The sequence below is a fragment of the Streptomyces sp. NPDC031049 genome, assembly GCF_055571015.1.
The window spans coordinates 199753-215415 of sequence record NZ_JBVIGC010000001.1 but is presented as its reverse complement, the minus strand read 5'-3'; the positions used below and the strand labels follow the sequence as shown (position 1 = coordinate 215415).

The 15663-nt window shown below is 70.6% G+C and carries 13 protein-coding genes and 2 tRNA genes; 11 read left to right on the top strand and 4 right to left on the bottom strand.

What is annotated here, in order from left to right:
* Positions 1 to 10 precede the first annotated feature (10 nt).
* Together ACZ45Q_RS00970 and ACZ45Q_RS00965 are read left to right on the top strand one after the other, a co-directional pair.
* Positions 11 to 691, top strand: a complete 681-nt coding sequence (locus tag ACZ45Q_RS00970; RefSeq protein ID WP_468253655.1) for an AIM24 family protein — start codon at positions 11 to 13, stop codon at positions 689 to 691.
* A 17-nt stretch (positions 692 to 708) separates the two neighbouring features.
* The gene (locus ACZ45Q_RS00965) at positions 709 to 1464 is read left to right on the top strand and encodes an AIM24 family protein (protein ID WP_468253654.1); all 756 of its coding nucleotides are present in this window, start codon (positions 709 to 711) and stop codon (positions 1462 to 1464) included.
* Between the two features lie 79 nt (positions 1465 to 1543).
* On the opposite strand, the gene ACZ45Q_RS00960 is transcribed toward ACZ45Q_RS00965, so the two are convergent.
* Complete coding sequence (locus tag ACZ45Q_RS00960) at positions 1544 to 2059, bottom strand: NUDIX hydrolase (protein WP_468253653.1); 516 nt, start codon at positions 2057 to 2059, stop codon at positions 1544 to 1546.
* Complete coding sequence (locus ACZ45Q_RS00955) at positions 2056 to 3525, bottom strand: zinc-dependent metalloprotease (RefSeq protein WP_468253652.1); 1470 nt, start codon at positions 3523 to 3525, stop codon at positions 2056 to 2058. The genes ACZ45Q_RS00960 and ACZ45Q_RS00955 overlap by 4 nt, the downstream gene beginning before the upstream one ends.
* A gap of 194 nt (positions 3526 to 3719) precedes the next feature.
* Between ACZ45Q_RS00955 and ACZ45Q_RS00950 the strand changes: the two genes are divergently transcribed.
* From ACZ45Q_RS00950 to ACZ45Q_RS00935, 4 genes are all read left to right on the top strand, one after another.
* Positions 3720 to 4841, top strand: coding sequence for an SDR family oxidoreductase (locus ACZ45Q_RS00950; RefSeq protein ID WP_468253651.1), 1122 nt, complete (start codon positions 3720 to 3722; stop codon positions 4839 to 4841).
* A 300-nt stretch (positions 4842 to 5141) separates the two neighbouring features.
* Positions 5142 to 5603, top strand: a complete 462-nt coding sequence (locus tag ACZ45Q_RS00945; protein WP_468253650.1) for a molybdenum cofactor biosynthesis protein MoaE — start codon at positions 5142 to 5144, stop codon at positions 5601 to 5603.
* 266 nt (positions 5604 to 5869) lie between these two features.
* Complete coding sequence (locus tag ACZ45Q_RS00940) at positions 5870 to 6001, top strand: hypothetical protein (protein WP_468254340.1); 132 nt, start codon at positions 5870 to 5872, stop codon at positions 5999 to 6001.
* Positions 6002 to 6101: 100 nt separating this feature from the next.
* Positions 6102 to 7196, top strand: a complete 1095-nt coding sequence (locus ACZ45Q_RS00935; RefSeq protein ID WP_468253649.1) for a YlbL family protein — start codon at positions 6102 to 6104, stop codon at positions 7194 to 7196.
* 9 nt (positions 7197 to 7205) lie between these two features.
* Here the strand turns inward: ACZ45Q_RS00935 and ACZ45Q_RS00930 are convergent, their stop codons facing one another.
* The gene (locus ACZ45Q_RS00930) at positions 7206 to 7748 is read right to left on the bottom strand and encodes a PPA1309 family protein (protein WP_468253648.1); all 543 of its coding nucleotides are present in this window, start codon (positions 7746 to 7748) and stop codon (positions 7206 to 7208) included.
* 165 nt (positions 7749 to 7913) lie between these two features.
* On the opposite strand from ACZ45Q_RS00930, the gene ACZ45Q_RS00925 reads away from it, so the two are divergent.
* The 4 genes from ACZ45Q_RS00925 (at position 7914) to ACZ45Q_RS00910 (ending at position 13491) form a co-directional block, all read left to right on the top strand.
* Complete coding sequence (locus ACZ45Q_RS00925) at positions 7914 to 10892, top strand: UPF0182 family membrane protein (RefSeq protein ID WP_468254271.1); 2979 nt, start codon at positions 7914 to 7916, stop codon at positions 10890 to 10892.
* Between the two features lie 51 nt (positions 10893 to 10943).
* A tRNA-Met gene (locus ACZ45Q_RS00920) sits at positions 10944 to 11017 on the top strand.
* 229 nt (positions 11018 to 11246) lie between these two features.
* Positions 11247 to 13106 carry a tetratricopeptide repeat protein gene (locus ACZ45Q_RS00915; RefSeq protein WP_468253647.1) on the top strand — a complete coding sequence of 620 codons (1860 nt, stop codon included), beginning with the start codon at positions 11247 to 11249 and terminating at the stop codon, positions 13104 to 13106.
* Positions 13107 to 13417: 311 nt separating this feature from the next.
* Positions 13418 to 13491 (top strand) — tRNA-Met (locus ACZ45Q_RS00910).
* Positions 13492 to 13618: 127 nt separating this feature from the next.
* Here ACZ45Q_RS00910 and ACZ45Q_RS00905 read toward each other — a convergent pair.
* Positions 13619 to 14035, bottom strand: coding sequence for a Fur family transcriptional regulator (locus ACZ45Q_RS00905; RefSeq protein WP_468253646.1), 417 nt, complete (start codon positions 14033 to 14035; stop codon positions 13619 to 13621).
* A 146-nt stretch (positions 14036 to 14181) separates the two neighbouring features.
* Between ACZ45Q_RS00905 and ACZ45Q_RS00900 the strand changes: the two genes are divergently transcribed.
* Complete coding sequence (locus tag ACZ45Q_RS00900) at positions 14182 to 15633, top strand: catalase (RefSeq protein WP_468253645.1); 1452 nt, start codon at positions 14182 to 14184, stop codon at positions 15631 to 15633.
* Positions 15634 to 15663 lie beyond the last annotated feature (30 nt).

The window sequence follows — 15663 nt, the reverse complement described above, 5'->3', positions numbered from 1 at the left end:
AGAGCCCGACATGAACCAGCCGCTCGCGGGCTACGCCCCCGCACCCGCAGCCGCCCGTATGGAGAACCACGGCAACCACATGCTGAAGGTCGCCATGCAGACCGGGAACGACATCCTCGCGCGCGTGGGCTCGATGGTCGCCTACGAGGGTTTCATCCAGTACGAGCCCAACCCGCCGGCCGTGCGCCAGATCGCCAAGGACTGGCTCACCGGTGAGGGCGCGCCCCTGATGAAGTGCTCCGGCGACGGCCTGCTCTACCTCGCCGACTACGGTGCCAACGTCGTCGTGATCAACCTCAACGGTGACGGCATCTCCGTCAACGCCACCAACCTGCTCGCCTTCGACGCCCACCTCTCGTGGGGCGTGGAACGGGTCAAGGGCCTGGCCAAGTTCGCCGGCCAGGGCCTGTGGAACACCAGGATCTCCGGGCAGGGGTGGGTCGCGCTGACCTCCCGGGGCAAGCCGATCGTCGTCGACTGCGGTGGCGGCGAGGACGAGACGTACGTCGACCCCGACGCGCTCGTCGCCTGGTCCCCGAACCTCAAGGTGAAGGGCAAGCGCAGTTTCAAGGCCCAGTCGCTGATCGGCCGCGGCAGCGGCGAGGCCTACCAGATGGCCTTCTCCGGTCAGGGCATCGTCGTCGTCCAGCCCAGCGAGGACAGCACGGACCGTCTCCGGGCCCGGGGCTGAGGGGGAGCAGAAACACCATGCAGAGCCCGCTTTTCACCTACAACGAGCAGCAGACCCAGGAACGCTGGAGCCTGCAGAACAAGCAGATGCTGCGCGTCGCCCTGGAGGGCCACGACGACATCCTCGCCCGCAAGGGCACGATGGTCGCCTACCAGGGACTCGTCGAGTTCGACGCGGAGTACCAGAGCCGCGAGCAGTCACGCGCGCGTGCGAACACCGGCGAGGGGCTGGACCTGATGCGCTGCCACGGGCAGGGCACGGTCTACCTCGCCAACCTCAAGCAGCACGTCCACCTCATGGACGTCGACCAGGACGGCCTCACCGTCGACAGCAGCTACGTGCTCGCGATGGACTCCTCGCTGCACCACGAGGTCATCGCCGTCGACAGCCTCTACGGCATCTCCGGTTCCGGGAAGTACCAGCTCAACATCACCGGTCGCGGCAAGGTCGCCCTCATGACCTCGGGCATGCCGCTGCTGATGCAGGTGACGCCCGACAAGTACGTCAACTGCGACGCCGACGCGATCGTCGCCTGGTCCACCGGTCTGCGGGTGCAGATGCAGGCCCAGACCCACTCCTCCGGGGTGTGGCGGCGCCGCGGCAGCACCGGTGAGGGCTGGGAGCTGAGCTTCATGGGCAGCGGCTACGCCCTCGTGCAGCCCAGCGAGCTGCTGCCGCCGCAGAACGCCCAGATCGGCTCGGGCCTCGCCGCGCAGTACGGCATGGGCCAGCAGGGGGCCCGGGGGCAGAACCAGGGCAACGTCTGGAGCTGACGGCCGTCCGGGAGTCGGACTCAAGAGGGACAGTCGCAAGGGGCGGCCACCGGGTGGCCGCCCCTTGCCTGTGCGCCGCTCAGACCTTGGCGCGGGTCGCCTCCATCAGGCGCAGCACCGACTCGTCGGCCACGTCCGCGACCTCGTCGTAGCCGAACCAGCGCAGGTCCAGGGACTCGTCGCTGATCGCTTCGACGGCCCCCGCCGGGGCCACCGCCGCGTACTGGACGTCCAGGTGCCAGGCGCAGGGCGTGTGGTGCCGGTCCAGCCGCACCGGCCCGCCGGGCAGCAGGGTCAGGCCGGTGATGCCCGACTCCTCCGTGGCCTCGCGCAGGGCCGATGCCGCGAGGCTCTCGTCGCCGGGCTCGCAGTGGCCGCCCATCTGCAGCCACATGCGCATCTTCTTGTGCAGGGTCAGCAGCACCCGGTCGCGCGACGGGTCGACGACCAGGGCGCTGGCCGTGATGTGCCCGTCCGCGCAGGCCTTCCACATGCCGTCCGGGTGCGTGGCCAGATGGTCCAGGTAGACCTGCCGGAGCGCGTCCTGGCCCTCGTAGTCCTTCAGGACCAGGACCGCGTCGTCGTGAAGGCTCACTCGGTGCCGTCGCCCTTGCTCTCTCCCTCGCCGCTGTCCTTCTGCTCCGGCTGCTGCGGGTCGGACTTCTTCAGATCGGGCTTGTCCGCCGCCTCGCCGAGCATCTTGTCCAGCTCGGAGAAGTCCATGTGCTCGCGGTGCACGAACCCGTCCGGGTCGTCCAGGTCGGTGGCGTTGGGCAGCATGTCCGGGTGGGACCACAGGGCGTCCCGGCCGTCCACGCCGCGCGCGTCCGTCAGGGACGCCCACAGGCGGGAGGCGTCGCGCAGCCGGCGCGGGCGCAGCTCCAGACCGATCAGCGTGGCGAAGGTCTGCTCCGCCGGGCCGCCCGAGGCGCGACGGCGGCGCAGCGTCTCGCGCAACGCGTCCGCCGAGGACAGACGCGGCTTGGCGGCGGCGTGCACCACCGCGTCCACCCAGCCCTCGACCAGCGCCAGGGCCGTCTCCAGCCGGGCCAGCGCGGCCTTCTGCTCCGGGGTGTCCTCCGGCTGGAACATGCCCTGCTGGAGCGCTTCCTGCAACTGCTCCGGATTCTGCGGGTCGAACTGGCCGACCACGTCCTCCAGCTTGGCCGTGTCCACCTTGATGCCGCGCGCATAGCCGTCGACCGCGCCGAACAGGTGCGAGCGCAGCCACGGCACGTGCGCGAACAGGCGCTGGTGGGCGGCCTCGCGCAGGGCGAGATACAGCCGCACCTCCTCCTGCGGGACGCCCAGGTCCTTGCCGAACCGCTCCACGTTGGCCGGCAGCAGCGCGGCCCGGCCGGCCGGGCCGAGCGGCAGACCGATGTCGGATGAGCCGACGACCTCGCCGGCGAGCACGCCGACGGCCTGGCCGATCTGCGTGCCGAACATGGCGCCGCCCATGGAGCGCATCATGCCGATCAGCGGGCCGGCCATGGCCTGCATCTCCTCCGGCAGCACGTCGCCCATGGCCGTGCCCACGCGCTCGGCGACCGGGTCGACCAGCTCCTGCCAGGCCGGCAGGGTCGCCTCGACCCACTCCGCGCGGCTCCACGCCACCGCGGTCCCCGAGCCCGAGGGCAGGGCCGTCGCGTCGTCGAGCCACAGGTCGGCGAGGCGGACGGCCTCCTGGACGGCACCACGCTCGGAGGGGCCGACGCTGGCGTCCTTGGAGCCGTCCGGGGCGCCCTGCGAGACGGTCTGGCGGGCGATCTGCTTGGCCATGTCCCAGTTCACCGGGCCGCCCTCGTAGGAGAGCATCTGGCCGAGCTGCTGGAACGCGGCGCCCAGGTCGGTGGGGTTCAGCGACCCGAACATGGCAGCGAACGGGTTGTCGGCACCTGGACCGCCCGGGCCACCAAGGCCTCCAGCTCCGGGCACGCCGAAACCGAACGGGTTGGCAGGTCCCTGGCCACCACCGCTCTGCTGGTCCTTCTTCTTGCCCTCGTCGCCGTCGTCCGGCTCCTCCGGCGGAAGGCCGAATCCGAATGGGGTGTCACTCACGGGGTTCCTCGGCTGGTAGGGCCGCCGGTCTCTTTTCCGGCGGCACGGCTGCCCGACATCACCACCCAGCCTAGACACCATGGGCGGATCGGGCCTCGGTGCTTCGCCGACTGACGGCCTGCGGCAGGATGGATGCCACCTGGTACGTACGCGTCGCTCGCGCCCGTACTGAAGACAACCGCTGGAGACGCCCGGTGAGTTCCCCAGATCCGCAGGTTCGCGCAGCGCGAAACCAGTCAACCAGTTCCGGCGGCCCCGCGCCGCGCGGACCCGTCGTCGCGGTCACCGGTGCCGCGACCGGCGTCGGAGCGCTGCTCACCGAGCGGCTGGCCGCGTCGGAGGAGGTCAAGGAGGTCGTCGCGATCGACGAGCGGCGCGGCGACTGCGCTCAGGCGCAGTGGCACATCCTGGACGTACGGGACCCGGCCATCGCCGACAAGCTGCGCGGCGCCGACGTGGTGGTGCACCTCGCCCTCGACCTCGACCTCGAGACCGATGCGGCCGCCCGGACGGCTTACAACGTCCGGGGGACCCAGACGGTCCTGACCGCCGCCGCGGCCGCCGGCGTCCATCGGGTCGTCCTCTGCACGTCCTCGATGGTCTACGGCGCGCTGCCGGACAACGAGCTGCCGCTGTCGGAGGACGCCGAGCTGCGGGCCACGGCCGAGGCCACCGGGGTCGGCGACCTGCTGGAGATCGAGCGCCTCGCGCGCCGGGCGCCGCGCGCCCACCCGGGTCTCAATGTGACCGTCGCGCGCCCCGCCGTGCTGGTCGGCGGCACGGACACCGCGCTGACCAGGTACTTCGAGTCGCCCCGGCTCCTCGTGGTGGCCGGATCGCGGCCCGCGTGGCAGTTCTGCCACGTCGAGGACCTGTGCAGCGCGCTGGAGTACGCCGTGCTGGAGAAGGTCGAGGGCGAGCTGGCCGTCGGCTGCGATGGCTGGCTGGAGCAGGAGGAGGTCGAGGAGCTCAGCGGCATCCGCCGGATGGAGCTGCCCTCGGCGGTCGCCCTGGGGGCGGCGGCCCGGCTGCACCGGATCGGGCTGACCCCGTCCCCGGCGGGCGACCTGGCGTACACCATGTACCCCTGGGTGGTCAGCGGCAGCCGGCTGCACGACGCCGGGTGGCGGCCGGCGTACACCAACGAAGAGGTGCTCGCCGAGCTGCTGGAAGAGGTCGCCGGACGGCACACGGTCGCCGGTCGGCGCCTGGGCCGCAAGGACGCGACGGCGGCGGGTGCCGCGGGTGCGACGGTGGCCCTGCTCGGCGCCGCCGCCGTGGTGCGCCGGGCGCGGAAGGCGCGACGACGGATCTGAGGGACCGGCCGCCGCGGGCCCGCCAGGTCGCGGACCGCCACGGGCCCCGGCACCCCTGGGCGGACCGCCACGGGTCTCCAGCACCTCGGGCGGACCGCCACGGCCCCTGCACCCGGGGCCACCGCGGGCCCCTGCACCCGGGCGGCCACCGCGACGCGCCCGCCGGCCCGGTGGCCCGCGGCGGGACCCCGGCATCCGGGTCCGCGCCCCGGCCCCTGTAGGAGGCTCCAAACCGGCACCCGCGCGTGCCGGGCGAAAACGCTATTCACCCCCGTCCGTGCCGTGGGGCACGATGGAGGCATGGCACCCATGAACGATCATCCCGGTGAGCGGGCCGCGCAGGAGCCCGTCAAGCTGATCGGCATCCGCGAGACGCCGCTCTCCGTGGACGAGGTCTTCCAGGCCGTCGGGGACGCCGCGGCCGGCGGCATCGCCCTGTTCGTGGGGACCGTGCGGAACCACGACGGGGGCGCGGACGTCGACGAGCTGGGGTACTCCTGCCACCCCAGCGCCGAGGCCGAGATGCGGCGGATCGCCGAGAAGGTCGTCGCCGAGTACCCGGTCCGGGCGCTGGCCGCCGTCCACCGGGTCGGCGACCTCCAGGTGGGAGATCTCGCCGTCGTCGTCGCCGTGGCCTGCCCGCACCGGGGCGAGGCCTTCGAGGCGTGCCGGAAGCTGATCGACGACCTCAAGCACGAGGTGCCGATCTGGAAGCACCAGAAGTTCTCCGACGGGACCGAGGAGTGGGTCGGCGCCTGCTGAGCGGCCCGCCGGGCCGCAGCCGCCGCCCAGGGCGCCCGCTGGGATGACCCACGAGTCCTTCCTGAAGGTGCCCCACAAGTCCTTCCGAAGGTGCCCCACAAGTCCCTCCCGTCACCGCACCCTTCTGCGTCACCCCGGTTGCGTAACCGCACCCCCGGCGTGAGCGTTGTCACTGCGGATGATTAATCTGCTGATCAGTCAGTCGCGGACGCTCAAGGGGTTGGGAGGTCGGCATGGCGGCGCTCGCCTGGTTGCTGATTCCGCTTGTGGCTGTCATCGGCGCGAGCATGTGGGGCAGTTGGGCCAACCGCACCCGCAAGATCCGGGGCGACGGCCCCGAGCTGGACGGGTACGCCCGGTTCCGCGAGGCCATGGAGAAGTCCCACTCCCGCACCTGACCGACGGCGGCTGAGCGCGACCTGCGCCGGCCTACCCGGTCGGCCCCACAGGAACCGTCCCTGACGGTGCTCTGACAGGGACGTCCCGTACTGTCGAGGCATGCCACGCCGCACCGCGACGATGCTCGCCTCCACCCTGATGCTGATCGCGCTTCTGTGCGCGGGAGTGTTCATCCCCGTGCCGTATTCGGAGATGTCCCCGGGGCCGACGGTGAACACTCTCGGTGACCACGACGGCGAGCCGGTGTTGCAGATCTCCGGGCACAAGACGTACGGGACGAGCGGTCATCTCAACATGACCACCGTCAGGGTCACCAGCGCCGACTACAAGATGAACCTCGTCGAGGCCGTCTACGGCTGGCTCGCCCACGACAACAAGGTCGTGCCCCACGACACGCTCTACCCCGACGGCAAGACCGAGGAGGAGTCCACCCAGGAGAACGCCGAGGAGTTCAGCCAGTCCCAGGAGAGCGCCAAGGTCGCCGCCCTGAAGCAGCTGGACATCCCGGTGAAGTCCTGGGTCGTGGTCTCCACCGTCGTCAAGGACTCGCCGTCCGAGGGCAAGCTGCACGCGGGCGACGTGATCAAGGCCGTCGACGGCACGGCGGTCAAGGAGCCCGCCGACGTCGCGGAACTCGTCACCCAGCACAAACCCGGCGAGAAGGTCGTCTTCACCATCGTCCCGGCCAAGGAGCAGGCCGCCGCGGAGAAGGAGAAGCGGGCGCCGGCCGTGACGGAGAAGGTCACGATCACCACCACGGCCTCCGACGACACCGGCGAGGACCGTGCCATCGTCGGGATCGCGGCCGGCACCGACCACACCTTCCCGTTCACGATCGACATCCAGCTCGCCGACGTCGGCGGCCCCAGCGCCGGACTGATGTTCGCGCTCGGCATCTACGACAAGCTCACTCCCGGCAGTCTCACCGGGGGATCGTTCGTCGCCGGCACCGGCACCATCGACGACGCCGGCAAGGTCGGCCCGATCGGGGGCATCCAGATGAAGACGGTGGGTGCCCGCGACAAGGGCGCCGAATACTTCCTGACGCCCGCCGACAACTGCGCCGCCGCCGCCGCGGACGTCCCCGACGGGCTCACCCTCGTGAAGGTGGGCACCATCGACGACGCCCTCGACGCGCTCGCGGACATCCGCTCCGGGGACACCGCCGACCTGCCGAAGTGCAGCGCCGGCTGACCCGGGAGGCTACTCGGCGAACGTCGCCGACAGCGCCTGGGCCAGGTTCGGCACCAGGTCGGAACCGGTGAGGACGTCCGTCGGGGAGTCCTTCTCACGCAGCCGCAGCGCCGACTCGCGGGCACCGTCCCGCAGCACCGCGACCGTCATCCGGACCTCCTGCCGCTCCGGGTGCTCCGCCACCCAGGCCGTGAGCTTCTGCTCGTCCAGGCCCTGGGGGACCTGGGCCTCGGCGGACGGCGGCAGCATCAGACGCTCCACGCTGAGGGCGCAGCCGGTCACCGCGTCGGGCCAGGCGATGGTGCCGAGGAACTCGTCCAGCGGCTGGTCCGTTGGAACTTCGTCCTGCTCGATCGGGGTGAGGCCGGAGGAGTCCTCCGCGTCCTGAAGCCCGAGCCGGTCGGCGAGCGAGGGCTGCTCGGCCCGCAGGCGTGCGGTGTCGACGAGGGCGAAGAGGCGTGCGGGCTGGTCCCAGCCGAGGCCGGAGACGTACTCGTCGATCTCGAGCACGGCGCGGGTGAGCGGGTTCGCCGCCATGGGGGTGTTGGACATGGTCACAATCCTGCCTCGTTCCTGGCCCGAATCGGGAACCGAGTAAACGATGAGTAAGTTGCATATGTGTGGGCCCACGATCACGGGGGCGCACGAACGGCCCGCGGACCCGAGGGCCTGACGGTTTCAAACAGCGACTTCGAGGGGCGCACCTTGGCTTTCCAGATGCCGGACCGCGGCGGAGGCCCGACAGGGCCACGGATCAGAGTGGGCCGCCCGTCCCGGCGTGTCCGGACCCTGCTTCTGACATTGGGCGTCCTGGCCGTCCTCGCCATGGTGTTCACCATGTTCGCGGGCTTCTGGACGGACTGGCTCTGGTATCGGTCGGTCAACTACTCGTCGGTGTTCACGACGACCCTGTGGACCAAGATCGGTCTCTTCTTCGTCTTCGGCGTACTGATGGCGCTCGCCGTCGGGTTCAACATCTGGCTGGCGCACCGGCTGCGCCCGCCGCTGAGCGCCATGTCGATGGAGCAGCAGAACCTCGACCGGTACCGCATGGGCATCGCGCCGTACAAGAAGTGGCTGCTGCTCGGCATCACGGCGCTGGTCGGCCTGATCGCCGGCGCCTCCGCCGCCGCCCAGTGGCGCACGTGGCTGATGTGGGTCAACGGCGTCCCGTTCGGCCAGAAGGACCCGCAGTTCAAGCTCGACGTGGCCTTCTACGCCTTCGACCTGCCCTGGTACCGGTTCCTGCTCGGCTTCGGCTTCGCGGCCGTGATCCTCTCGGTGATCGCCGCCGCGCTCACCCACTACCTGTACGGCGGGCTGCGCATCACCAGCCCGGGCGCGCGTGCCACGGCCGCGGCCACCGGGCACCTGTCGGTGCTCATCGGCATCTTCGTCGCCCTGAAGGCGGTCGCGTACTGGCTGGACCGGTACGGCCTCGCGGTGAAGTCCAGCGACTTCAAGGCCACCGACAACTGGACGGGCCTGCGGTACGTCGACGCCAACGCCTACCTGCCGGCCAAGACCATCCTGTTCTGCATCGCGGTCATCTGCGCGCTGCTGTTCTTCGCCACCATCTGGCGGCGCACCTGGCAGCTCCCGGTGATCGGCTTCGGTCTGATGGTGCTGTCCGCCATCCTCATCGGCGGCCTGTACCCGGCACTCGTGCAGAAGTTCCAGGTGCAGCCGAACGAGCAGGCCAAGGAAGCGCCGTACGTCGCGAAGAACCTCAAGGCGACGCGTGACGCGTACGGCATCGACGGCACCCAGGTCACCGAGTACGAGGGCGAGACCAAGACCGAGGACCTGACCACGCTGCGGGACGACGTCGCCGACGCCGCCAGCATCCGGATCATGGACCCGAACATCATCTCGCCGACCTTCCAGCAGCTCCAGCAGATGCGGAAGTACTACGCGTTCCCGAACAACCTGGACGTCGACCGGTACACGGACGACGGCAAGGAGCAGGACACCGTCATCGGTCTGCGCGAGCTGAACCTCGCCGGGGTCGACAAGAAGAACTGGATCAACAACCACTTCCGCTACACCCACGGCTACGGCGTGGTGGCGGCCAAGGGCACCGAGGTCGACTCGCGCGGGCGCCCGGTGTTCACCGAGTCCGACCTGCCCTCCAAGGGCAACCTCGGCGAGTACCAGCAGCGGATCTACTACGGCGAGAAGACCACCACGTACTCGATCGTCGGCGGTCCCCAGAAGGAGATCGACTACTCCGACGACGACGGCGAGAAGACCTTCAGCTACGACGGCGACGGCGGGGTCGACCTCTCCAGCCCGATCAACCGGGCCGCGTACGCGGCGGCGTTCGGCGAGCCGCAGATCCTGTACTCCGGCGCGATCGGCGACGGGTCGAAGATCCTCTACAACCGCACGCCGAAGGAGCGTGTCGAGGCGGTCGCCCCGTGGCTGACCATCGACGGCGACGCCTACCCGGCGGTGGTGAACGGCAAGATCCAGTGGATCGTCGACGCCTACACCACGACCAACGGCTACCCGTACGCCTCCCGTACGACGCTCGGCGACACGACCGCCGACTCGCTGACGGCGAGCAACGACCAGCGCGCGGTGGTGGCTCAGGAGAACCAGGTCAACTACATCCGCAACTCGGTGAAGGCGACCGTCGACGCCTACACCGGCGAGGTCAAGCTCTACCAGTGGGACACCAAGGATCCCGTCCTGAAGACCTGGATGAAGGCCTTCCCGGACACGGTGGAGCCCAGGAGCGAGATCTCCGACGACCTGATGGCCCATCTCCGGTACCCGCAGGACCTGTTCAAGGTCCAGCGCGAGCTGCTCACCCGCTACCACGTGAAGGACGCGAACACGTTCCTCAGCGGCAGCGAGGTCTGGCAGGTGCCGGACGACCCGACCAACAAGTCGGGTGACGCGGTGCCGCCGTACTACCTCAGCATGAAGATGCCCGACCAGGACGAGCAGGCCTTCTCGCTGACGACGACGTTCACGCCCAACGGGCGTGACAACCTCAGCGCGTTCATGGCGGTCGACGCCGAAGCGGGCACCGAGGGCTACGGCAAGATCAGAATCCTGAAACTGCCGACGAGCACGACGGTCAACGGTCCCAAGCAGGTCCAGAGCCAGTTCAACTCCGAACAGGACATCGCCGAGTCCATCAGGCTGCTGAGAGGCGGCGACTCGGAGGTGGAGTACGGCAACCTGCTGACGGTGCCGCTGGACGGCGGACTGCTCTACGTGGAGCCGGTCTACGTCCGCGGTGGCGGCCTCAAGTACCCGCTGCTGCGCAAGGTGCTGGTGTCCTACGGCGGCAACACCGCCTTCGAGGACACGCTGGACGAGGCCCTGAACAAGGTCTTCGGAGCGGAGGGCCCGGCACCCGAGAAGCCGGAGGAGGGCGACGGCACGACGACTCCGCCGCCGACGTCCGGTGACCCGACGGTCCAGCAGGCCCTGGAGGACGCCCAGAAGGCCTTCGAGGAAGGGCAGCAGGCCCTGAAGGACAACGACTGGGCCAAGTACGGCGAGGCGCAGAAGGATCTGGAGGACGCGCTGCAACGGGCCGAGAAGGCCCAGGCCGAAGCCGACCGGGGCGGCGACGAGAAGAACGAGGACGGCGGCGGCGGAGGCGGCGAACAGTCGGCCTCCAGCCCGTCTCCGTCCGACAGCCCCGACGCCGGAGCCGGCGAAGGCTCGGGCGGCTGACGCCGCCGCGACCTGCCCGTCCCGCGCCGTGATACGGTAGTGATCACACGGCGCGGGGTGGAGCAGCTCGGTAGCTCGCTGGGCTCATAACCCAGAGGTCGCAGGTTCAAATCCTGTCCCCGCTACTGACGTCGGGCGCTTGACGCGAACGACACCGAAGGCCCGGATCCTCACAGGGATCCGGGCCTTCGGCGTGTGCGAACGCATGTGCCGACACCGATGACGGCCGCGCCGGCGACGGGAGTTGGGCGATCTGTGTTTGACTTGTCTCTCTGTGGGCATGTCGACAAAACGCTGAAGTGACCTCACTGGCTGCGGTATACCAGGTGTACCCGGGTTGCAGGTGGTGCGACGATGGACGTTATGGGGGACATGGCAACTCTGTTCGAGGCAGAGCGATTTGTGCAGCCTTCCGTTCCCGACACCGAGAACGAGGCCAGTGAGGCCGCCGACGAGGTGGCCGAGGAGGTGCGGCAGAGACTTGCCGCCGAGGCCGGGGACGTCGAGGCGATGAGCGTCCTCGGAGCCATGCTGCTGCGCCGCGGTGATCTCGACGGAGCCGAACCCCAGCTGCGTGCCGCCACCGCGGCCGGTGACCGGGCCGCCGCCAACAACCTCGGAGTCCTGCTGCACCAGCGCGGGTACGCCGACGAGGCCGCCGGATGGTGGCGGATCGCCGCCGTCGCCGGGTCCGCCGCGGCCGCACACGCACTGGGGCGGCACTTCCGCGAGCGCGGGGACGAGCCGGCCGCCGAGTACTGGCTGCGCCAGTCCGCCGAGCAGGGCCACGCCCTCGGGGCGTACGCACTCGCCGATCTGCTGGAGCACCGCGGCGACGCCGGGACGGAGCGGTGGATGCGCGCCGCCGCGGAACGCGGGCACCGGGAGGCCGCCTACCGGCTGGCGCGGATCCTGGACCGCCGCGCGGCACGGGAGTACGGCCCGGACAACGGTGTCGTGTCCGTCGCCGCCGGCGGCCCCTCGGCCGACGCCGAGGACGCGGCCGCGGCCGAGGAGGCCGAGCAGTGGTACCGGCAGGCCGCCGCGCGCGGGCACCGGCGGGCGGCGCTGCACCTCGGGGCCATCCTCGAGAGGCGCGGGGAGCTGAAGGAGGCGGGCCGCTGGTACCTGACCTCCGCCAAGGACGGCGAGCCGCGCGCCGCCTGTGCGCTGGGCTTTCTGCTGCGGGACGCCGGTGACACCGAGAGCGCCGCCGTGTGGTGGCTGCGCGCCGCACAGGACGGGGACGGCAACGCGGCCAACGCGCTGGGCGCGCTGCACGCCGAGCGCGGGGAGACGCAGACGGCCGAGCGGTGGTACCGGGCGGCGATGGACGCCGGGGACGACAACGGCGCGTACAACCTCGGGCTGCTCTGCGCCGAGCAGGGGCGCACCGCGCAGGCCGAGCAATGGTACCGGCGAGCGGCGTACGCCGGGCACCGGGAGGCGGCGAACGCGCTGGCCGTCCTGCTGCTCCAGGGCGGGGACCGGACCGGGGCCGAGCCGTGGTTCTCCAAGGCCGCGGAGGCCGGCAGCGTCGACGCCGCGTTCAACCTCGGCATTCTGTTCGCCGGGCGCGGGCAGGAGCGGGAGGCGCTGCGCTGGTACGAGCGGGCCGCCGCCGCCGGGCACACCGAGGCGGCGCTCCAGGTCGGCATGGCGCGGCTGCGGGACGGCGACGAGCAGGAGGCGGAACGGCATCTGCGCTGCGCCGCGGGGGGCGGCAGCGCGGAGGCGGCATACCGGTTGGCCACCCTGCTCGACGCGCGCCGGCCGCCCGCGCCCGCGCACGAGCTGGGGGAGCCGGCGCACGAGCGGACCGAGTGCGAGGAGTGGTACGAGCGGGCGGCCTCGCAGGGGCACCGGCGGGCTCAGGTGCGGGTCGGGATGCTGGCCGCGGCGCGCGGGGACGTCGTGGAGGCGGCGCGCTGGTACCGGGAGGCGGCCGAGGCCGGGTCCCGCAACGGGGCGTTCAACCTGGGGCTGCTGCTGGCCCGGGAGGGCAGCGAGCCGGAGGCCGTGCTGTGGTGGCGGCGGGCGGCGGACGCCGGGCACGGGCGGGCGGCGCTGCGGCTGGCGCTGGTGTACGCGCGGCGGGGGGAGCTGGCCGAGGGGCAGCGGTGGGCCGACATGGCGGTGTCGTCCGGGCCGGAGGAGGTCGCGGAGCGGGCGGCGCGGTTGCGGGACGCGTTGCGGGAGGAACTGTCGGCGTGACCGCCGTGCCGCGCTGCGCTGGGCTTGGGGTGGCTACGGGGGTGAGGTCGGGGCGTGGTTTCGGGTGCCCGGCGTTGTGGTTGGGGGGCGAGGGCGTTGCGCGGCCCGGCGGAGCGGGGTGCCTCGCCCAGAGGGGGCACCCCCGGCGCCCACCCTCCCCCACTCTCGGCTTCGCTCGAGCGGGAGGTACCCCCATCGCCCTGGGGGTACCTCCCAGGCCGTTCAGGCACGGGGGGAGGCACGACTGCCCGCGGGCTGCCGGGGGGAATTTGCCTTTGGGTGTGGGGTTGACGTAACGTTGCATTCACCGACGCGGGGTGGAGCAGCTCGGTAGCTCGCTGGGCTCATAACCCAGAGGTCGCAGGTTCAAATCCTGTCCCCGCTACTGAAGATCGAGGGCCGGAATCCGAAAGGGTTCCGGCCCTCGGTGTGTTGTGGCCGCACGGCGTACGCGCACAGCAGCAAGCCCCGGCAGCGATGACTGCCGGGGCTTGCTGCTGTGCGCGTGGGTCTTAAGCGGAGGCGCAGTTCGGGCAGAGGCCGCGGTACGTCACCTCGACGTCCGACACGGTGAAGCCGAAGCGCTCCGAGTCGGGGAGGTCCGCCAGCGGGTTGCCGGTGGGGTGGACGTCCCTGATCGAGCCGCACTGGCCGCAGACCAGGTGGTGGTGCGGCCGATGGGCGTTCGGGTCGTACCGCTTGGCGCGCTTGTCGGTGGCCACCTCGAGCACCTCGCCGAGGGAGACCAGCTCACCCAGGGTGTTGTAGACCGTCGCGCGCGAGATCTCGGGCAGCTTGGTCACGGCCCGGGCGTGCACCTCGTCGGCTGTCAGGTGGACGTGTTCGCCGTCGAGGACCTCGGCCACGACACGCCGCTGTGCGGTCATGCGCCACCCACGTCCGCGCAGTCGTTCCAGAAGGTCGCTCATAGCAGCCAGCCTAGCAGCAAGGGGGACCAGGTCCCGAACAGGTGTGAAGTTGGAGCCTTACTTGACTTAGACAATGTCCATTGTAGGATCGAGCCTGGCATTGGCCAAGGGACAGGACAACGTCAGTAATGGCGCAGGAGGCGCACGTGACTCAGGGACCGCTCACTACGGAGGCCGGTGCTCCGGTAGCCGACAACCAGAACAGCGAGACCGCGGGCGTCGGCGGCCCGGTGCTCGTCCAGGACCAGCTCCTCCTGGAGAAGCTGGCCCACTTCAACCGTGAGCGCATTCCGGAGCGTGTCGTGCACGCCCGTGGCGCCGGTGCCTACGGCACCTTCACGGTCACCGCCGATGTCACCAAGTACACGCGTGCCAAGTTCCTCTCCGAGGTCGGCAAGCAGACCGAGGTGTTCCTGCGGTTCTCGACCGTGGCCGGCAACCTCGGTGCCGCGGACGCCGTCCGCGACCCGCGTGGCTTCGCGGTCAAGTTCTACACCGAGGAGGGCAACTACGACCTCGTCGGCAACAACACCCCGGTGTTCTTCATCAAGGACGCCATCAAGTTCCCGGACTTCATCCACACCCAGAAGCGCGACCCGTACACGGGCAGCCAGGAGGCGGACAACGTCTGGGACTTCTGGAGCCTGTCGCCGGAGTCCACGCACCAGGTGACCTGGCTGCACGGCGACCGCGGCATCCCCGCCTCGTACCGCCACATGGACGGCTTCGGCTCGCACACCTTCCAGTGGAGCAACGAGGCCGGCGAGGCCTTCTGGGTCAAGTACCACTTCAAGACGGACCAGGGGATCAAGAACCTGACCGCCGAGGAGGCCGAGATCCTCGCGGGCAAGGACCCCGACTCCCACCAGCGGGACCTGCGCGAGGCCATCGAGCGCGGCGAGTACCCGACGTGGACCGTCGGCGTGCAGATCATGCCGGTGGCCGAGGCGGCGACGTACCGCTTCAACCCGTTCGACCTGACCAAGGTCTGGCCGCACGCGGACTACCCGGTCGTCGGGATCGGCAAGCTGGAGCTGAACCGCAACCCGGAGAACATCTTCGCCGAGGTCGAGCAGTCGATCTTCTCCCCGGCGCACTTCGTGCCCGGTATCGGTCCGTCCCCGGACAAGATGCTCCAGGGCCGGCTCTTCGCCTACGGCGACGCCCACCGCTACCGCGTCGGCATCAACGCCGACCACCTGCCGGTGAACCGTCCGCACGCCACCGAGGCCCGCACCCACTCCCGTGACGGCTACCTGTACGACGGCCGCCACAAGGGCGCGAAGAACTACGAGCCGAACAGCTTCGGCGGCCCGTTCCAGACGGACCGGCCGCTGTGGCAGCCGGTCGCGGTCGACGGTGGCACGGGCAACCACGAGGCGCCCTCGCATGCCGAGGACAACGACTTCGTGCAGGCCGGCAACCTCTACCGCCTGATGTCGGAGGACGAGAAGGAGCGCCTGATCAACAACCTGGCGGGCTCCATCTCGCAGGTCTCGCGCGAGGACATCGTCGAGCGCGCGATCAACAACTTCCGGCAGGCGGACGGCGACTTCGGCAAGCGGCTGGAGGCCGCGGTCCAGGCCCTGCGCGGCTGACACAATCCAGCGCTGGACCGCTTGTCGTGG

What these genes read in the sequence shown, in the direction of transcription:
- ACZ45Q_RS00970 (WP_468253655.1), top strand. Translation starts at nt 11, where the DNA reads ATGAACCAGCCGCTCGCGGGCTACGCCCCCGCACCCGCAGCCGCCCGT.
- ACZ45Q_RS00965 (WP_468253654.1), top strand. Translation starts at nt 709, where the DNA reads ATGCAGAGCCCGCTTTTCACCTACAACGAGCAGCAGACCCAGGAACGC.
- ACZ45Q_RS00945 (WP_468253650.1), top strand. Translation starts at nt 5,142, where the DNA reads ATGGCACCCATGAACGATCATCCCGGTGAGCGGGCCGCGCAGGAGCCC.
- ACZ45Q_RS00935 (WP_468253649.1), top strand. Translation starts at nt 6,102, where the DNA reads ATGCCACGCCGCACCGCGACGATGCTCGCCTCCACCCTGATGCTGATC.
- ACZ45Q_RS00930 (WP_468253648.1), bottom strand. Translation starts at nt 7,748, where the DNA reads ATGTCCAACACCCCCATGGCGGCGAACCCGCTCACCCGCGCCGTGCTC.
- ACZ45Q_RS00925 (WP_468254271.1), top strand. Translation starts at nt 7,914, where the DNA reads ATGCCGGACCGCGGCGGAGGCCCGACAGGGCCACGGATCAGAGTGGGC.
- ACZ45Q_RS00915 (WP_468253647.1), top strand. Translation starts at nt 11,247, where the DNA reads ATGGACGTTATGGGGGACATGGCAACTCTGTTCGAGGCAGAGCGATTT.
- ACZ45Q_RS00905 (WP_468253646.1), bottom strand. Translation starts at nt 14,035, where the DNA reads ATGAGCGACCTTCTGGAACGACTGCGCGGACGTGGGTGGCGCATGACC.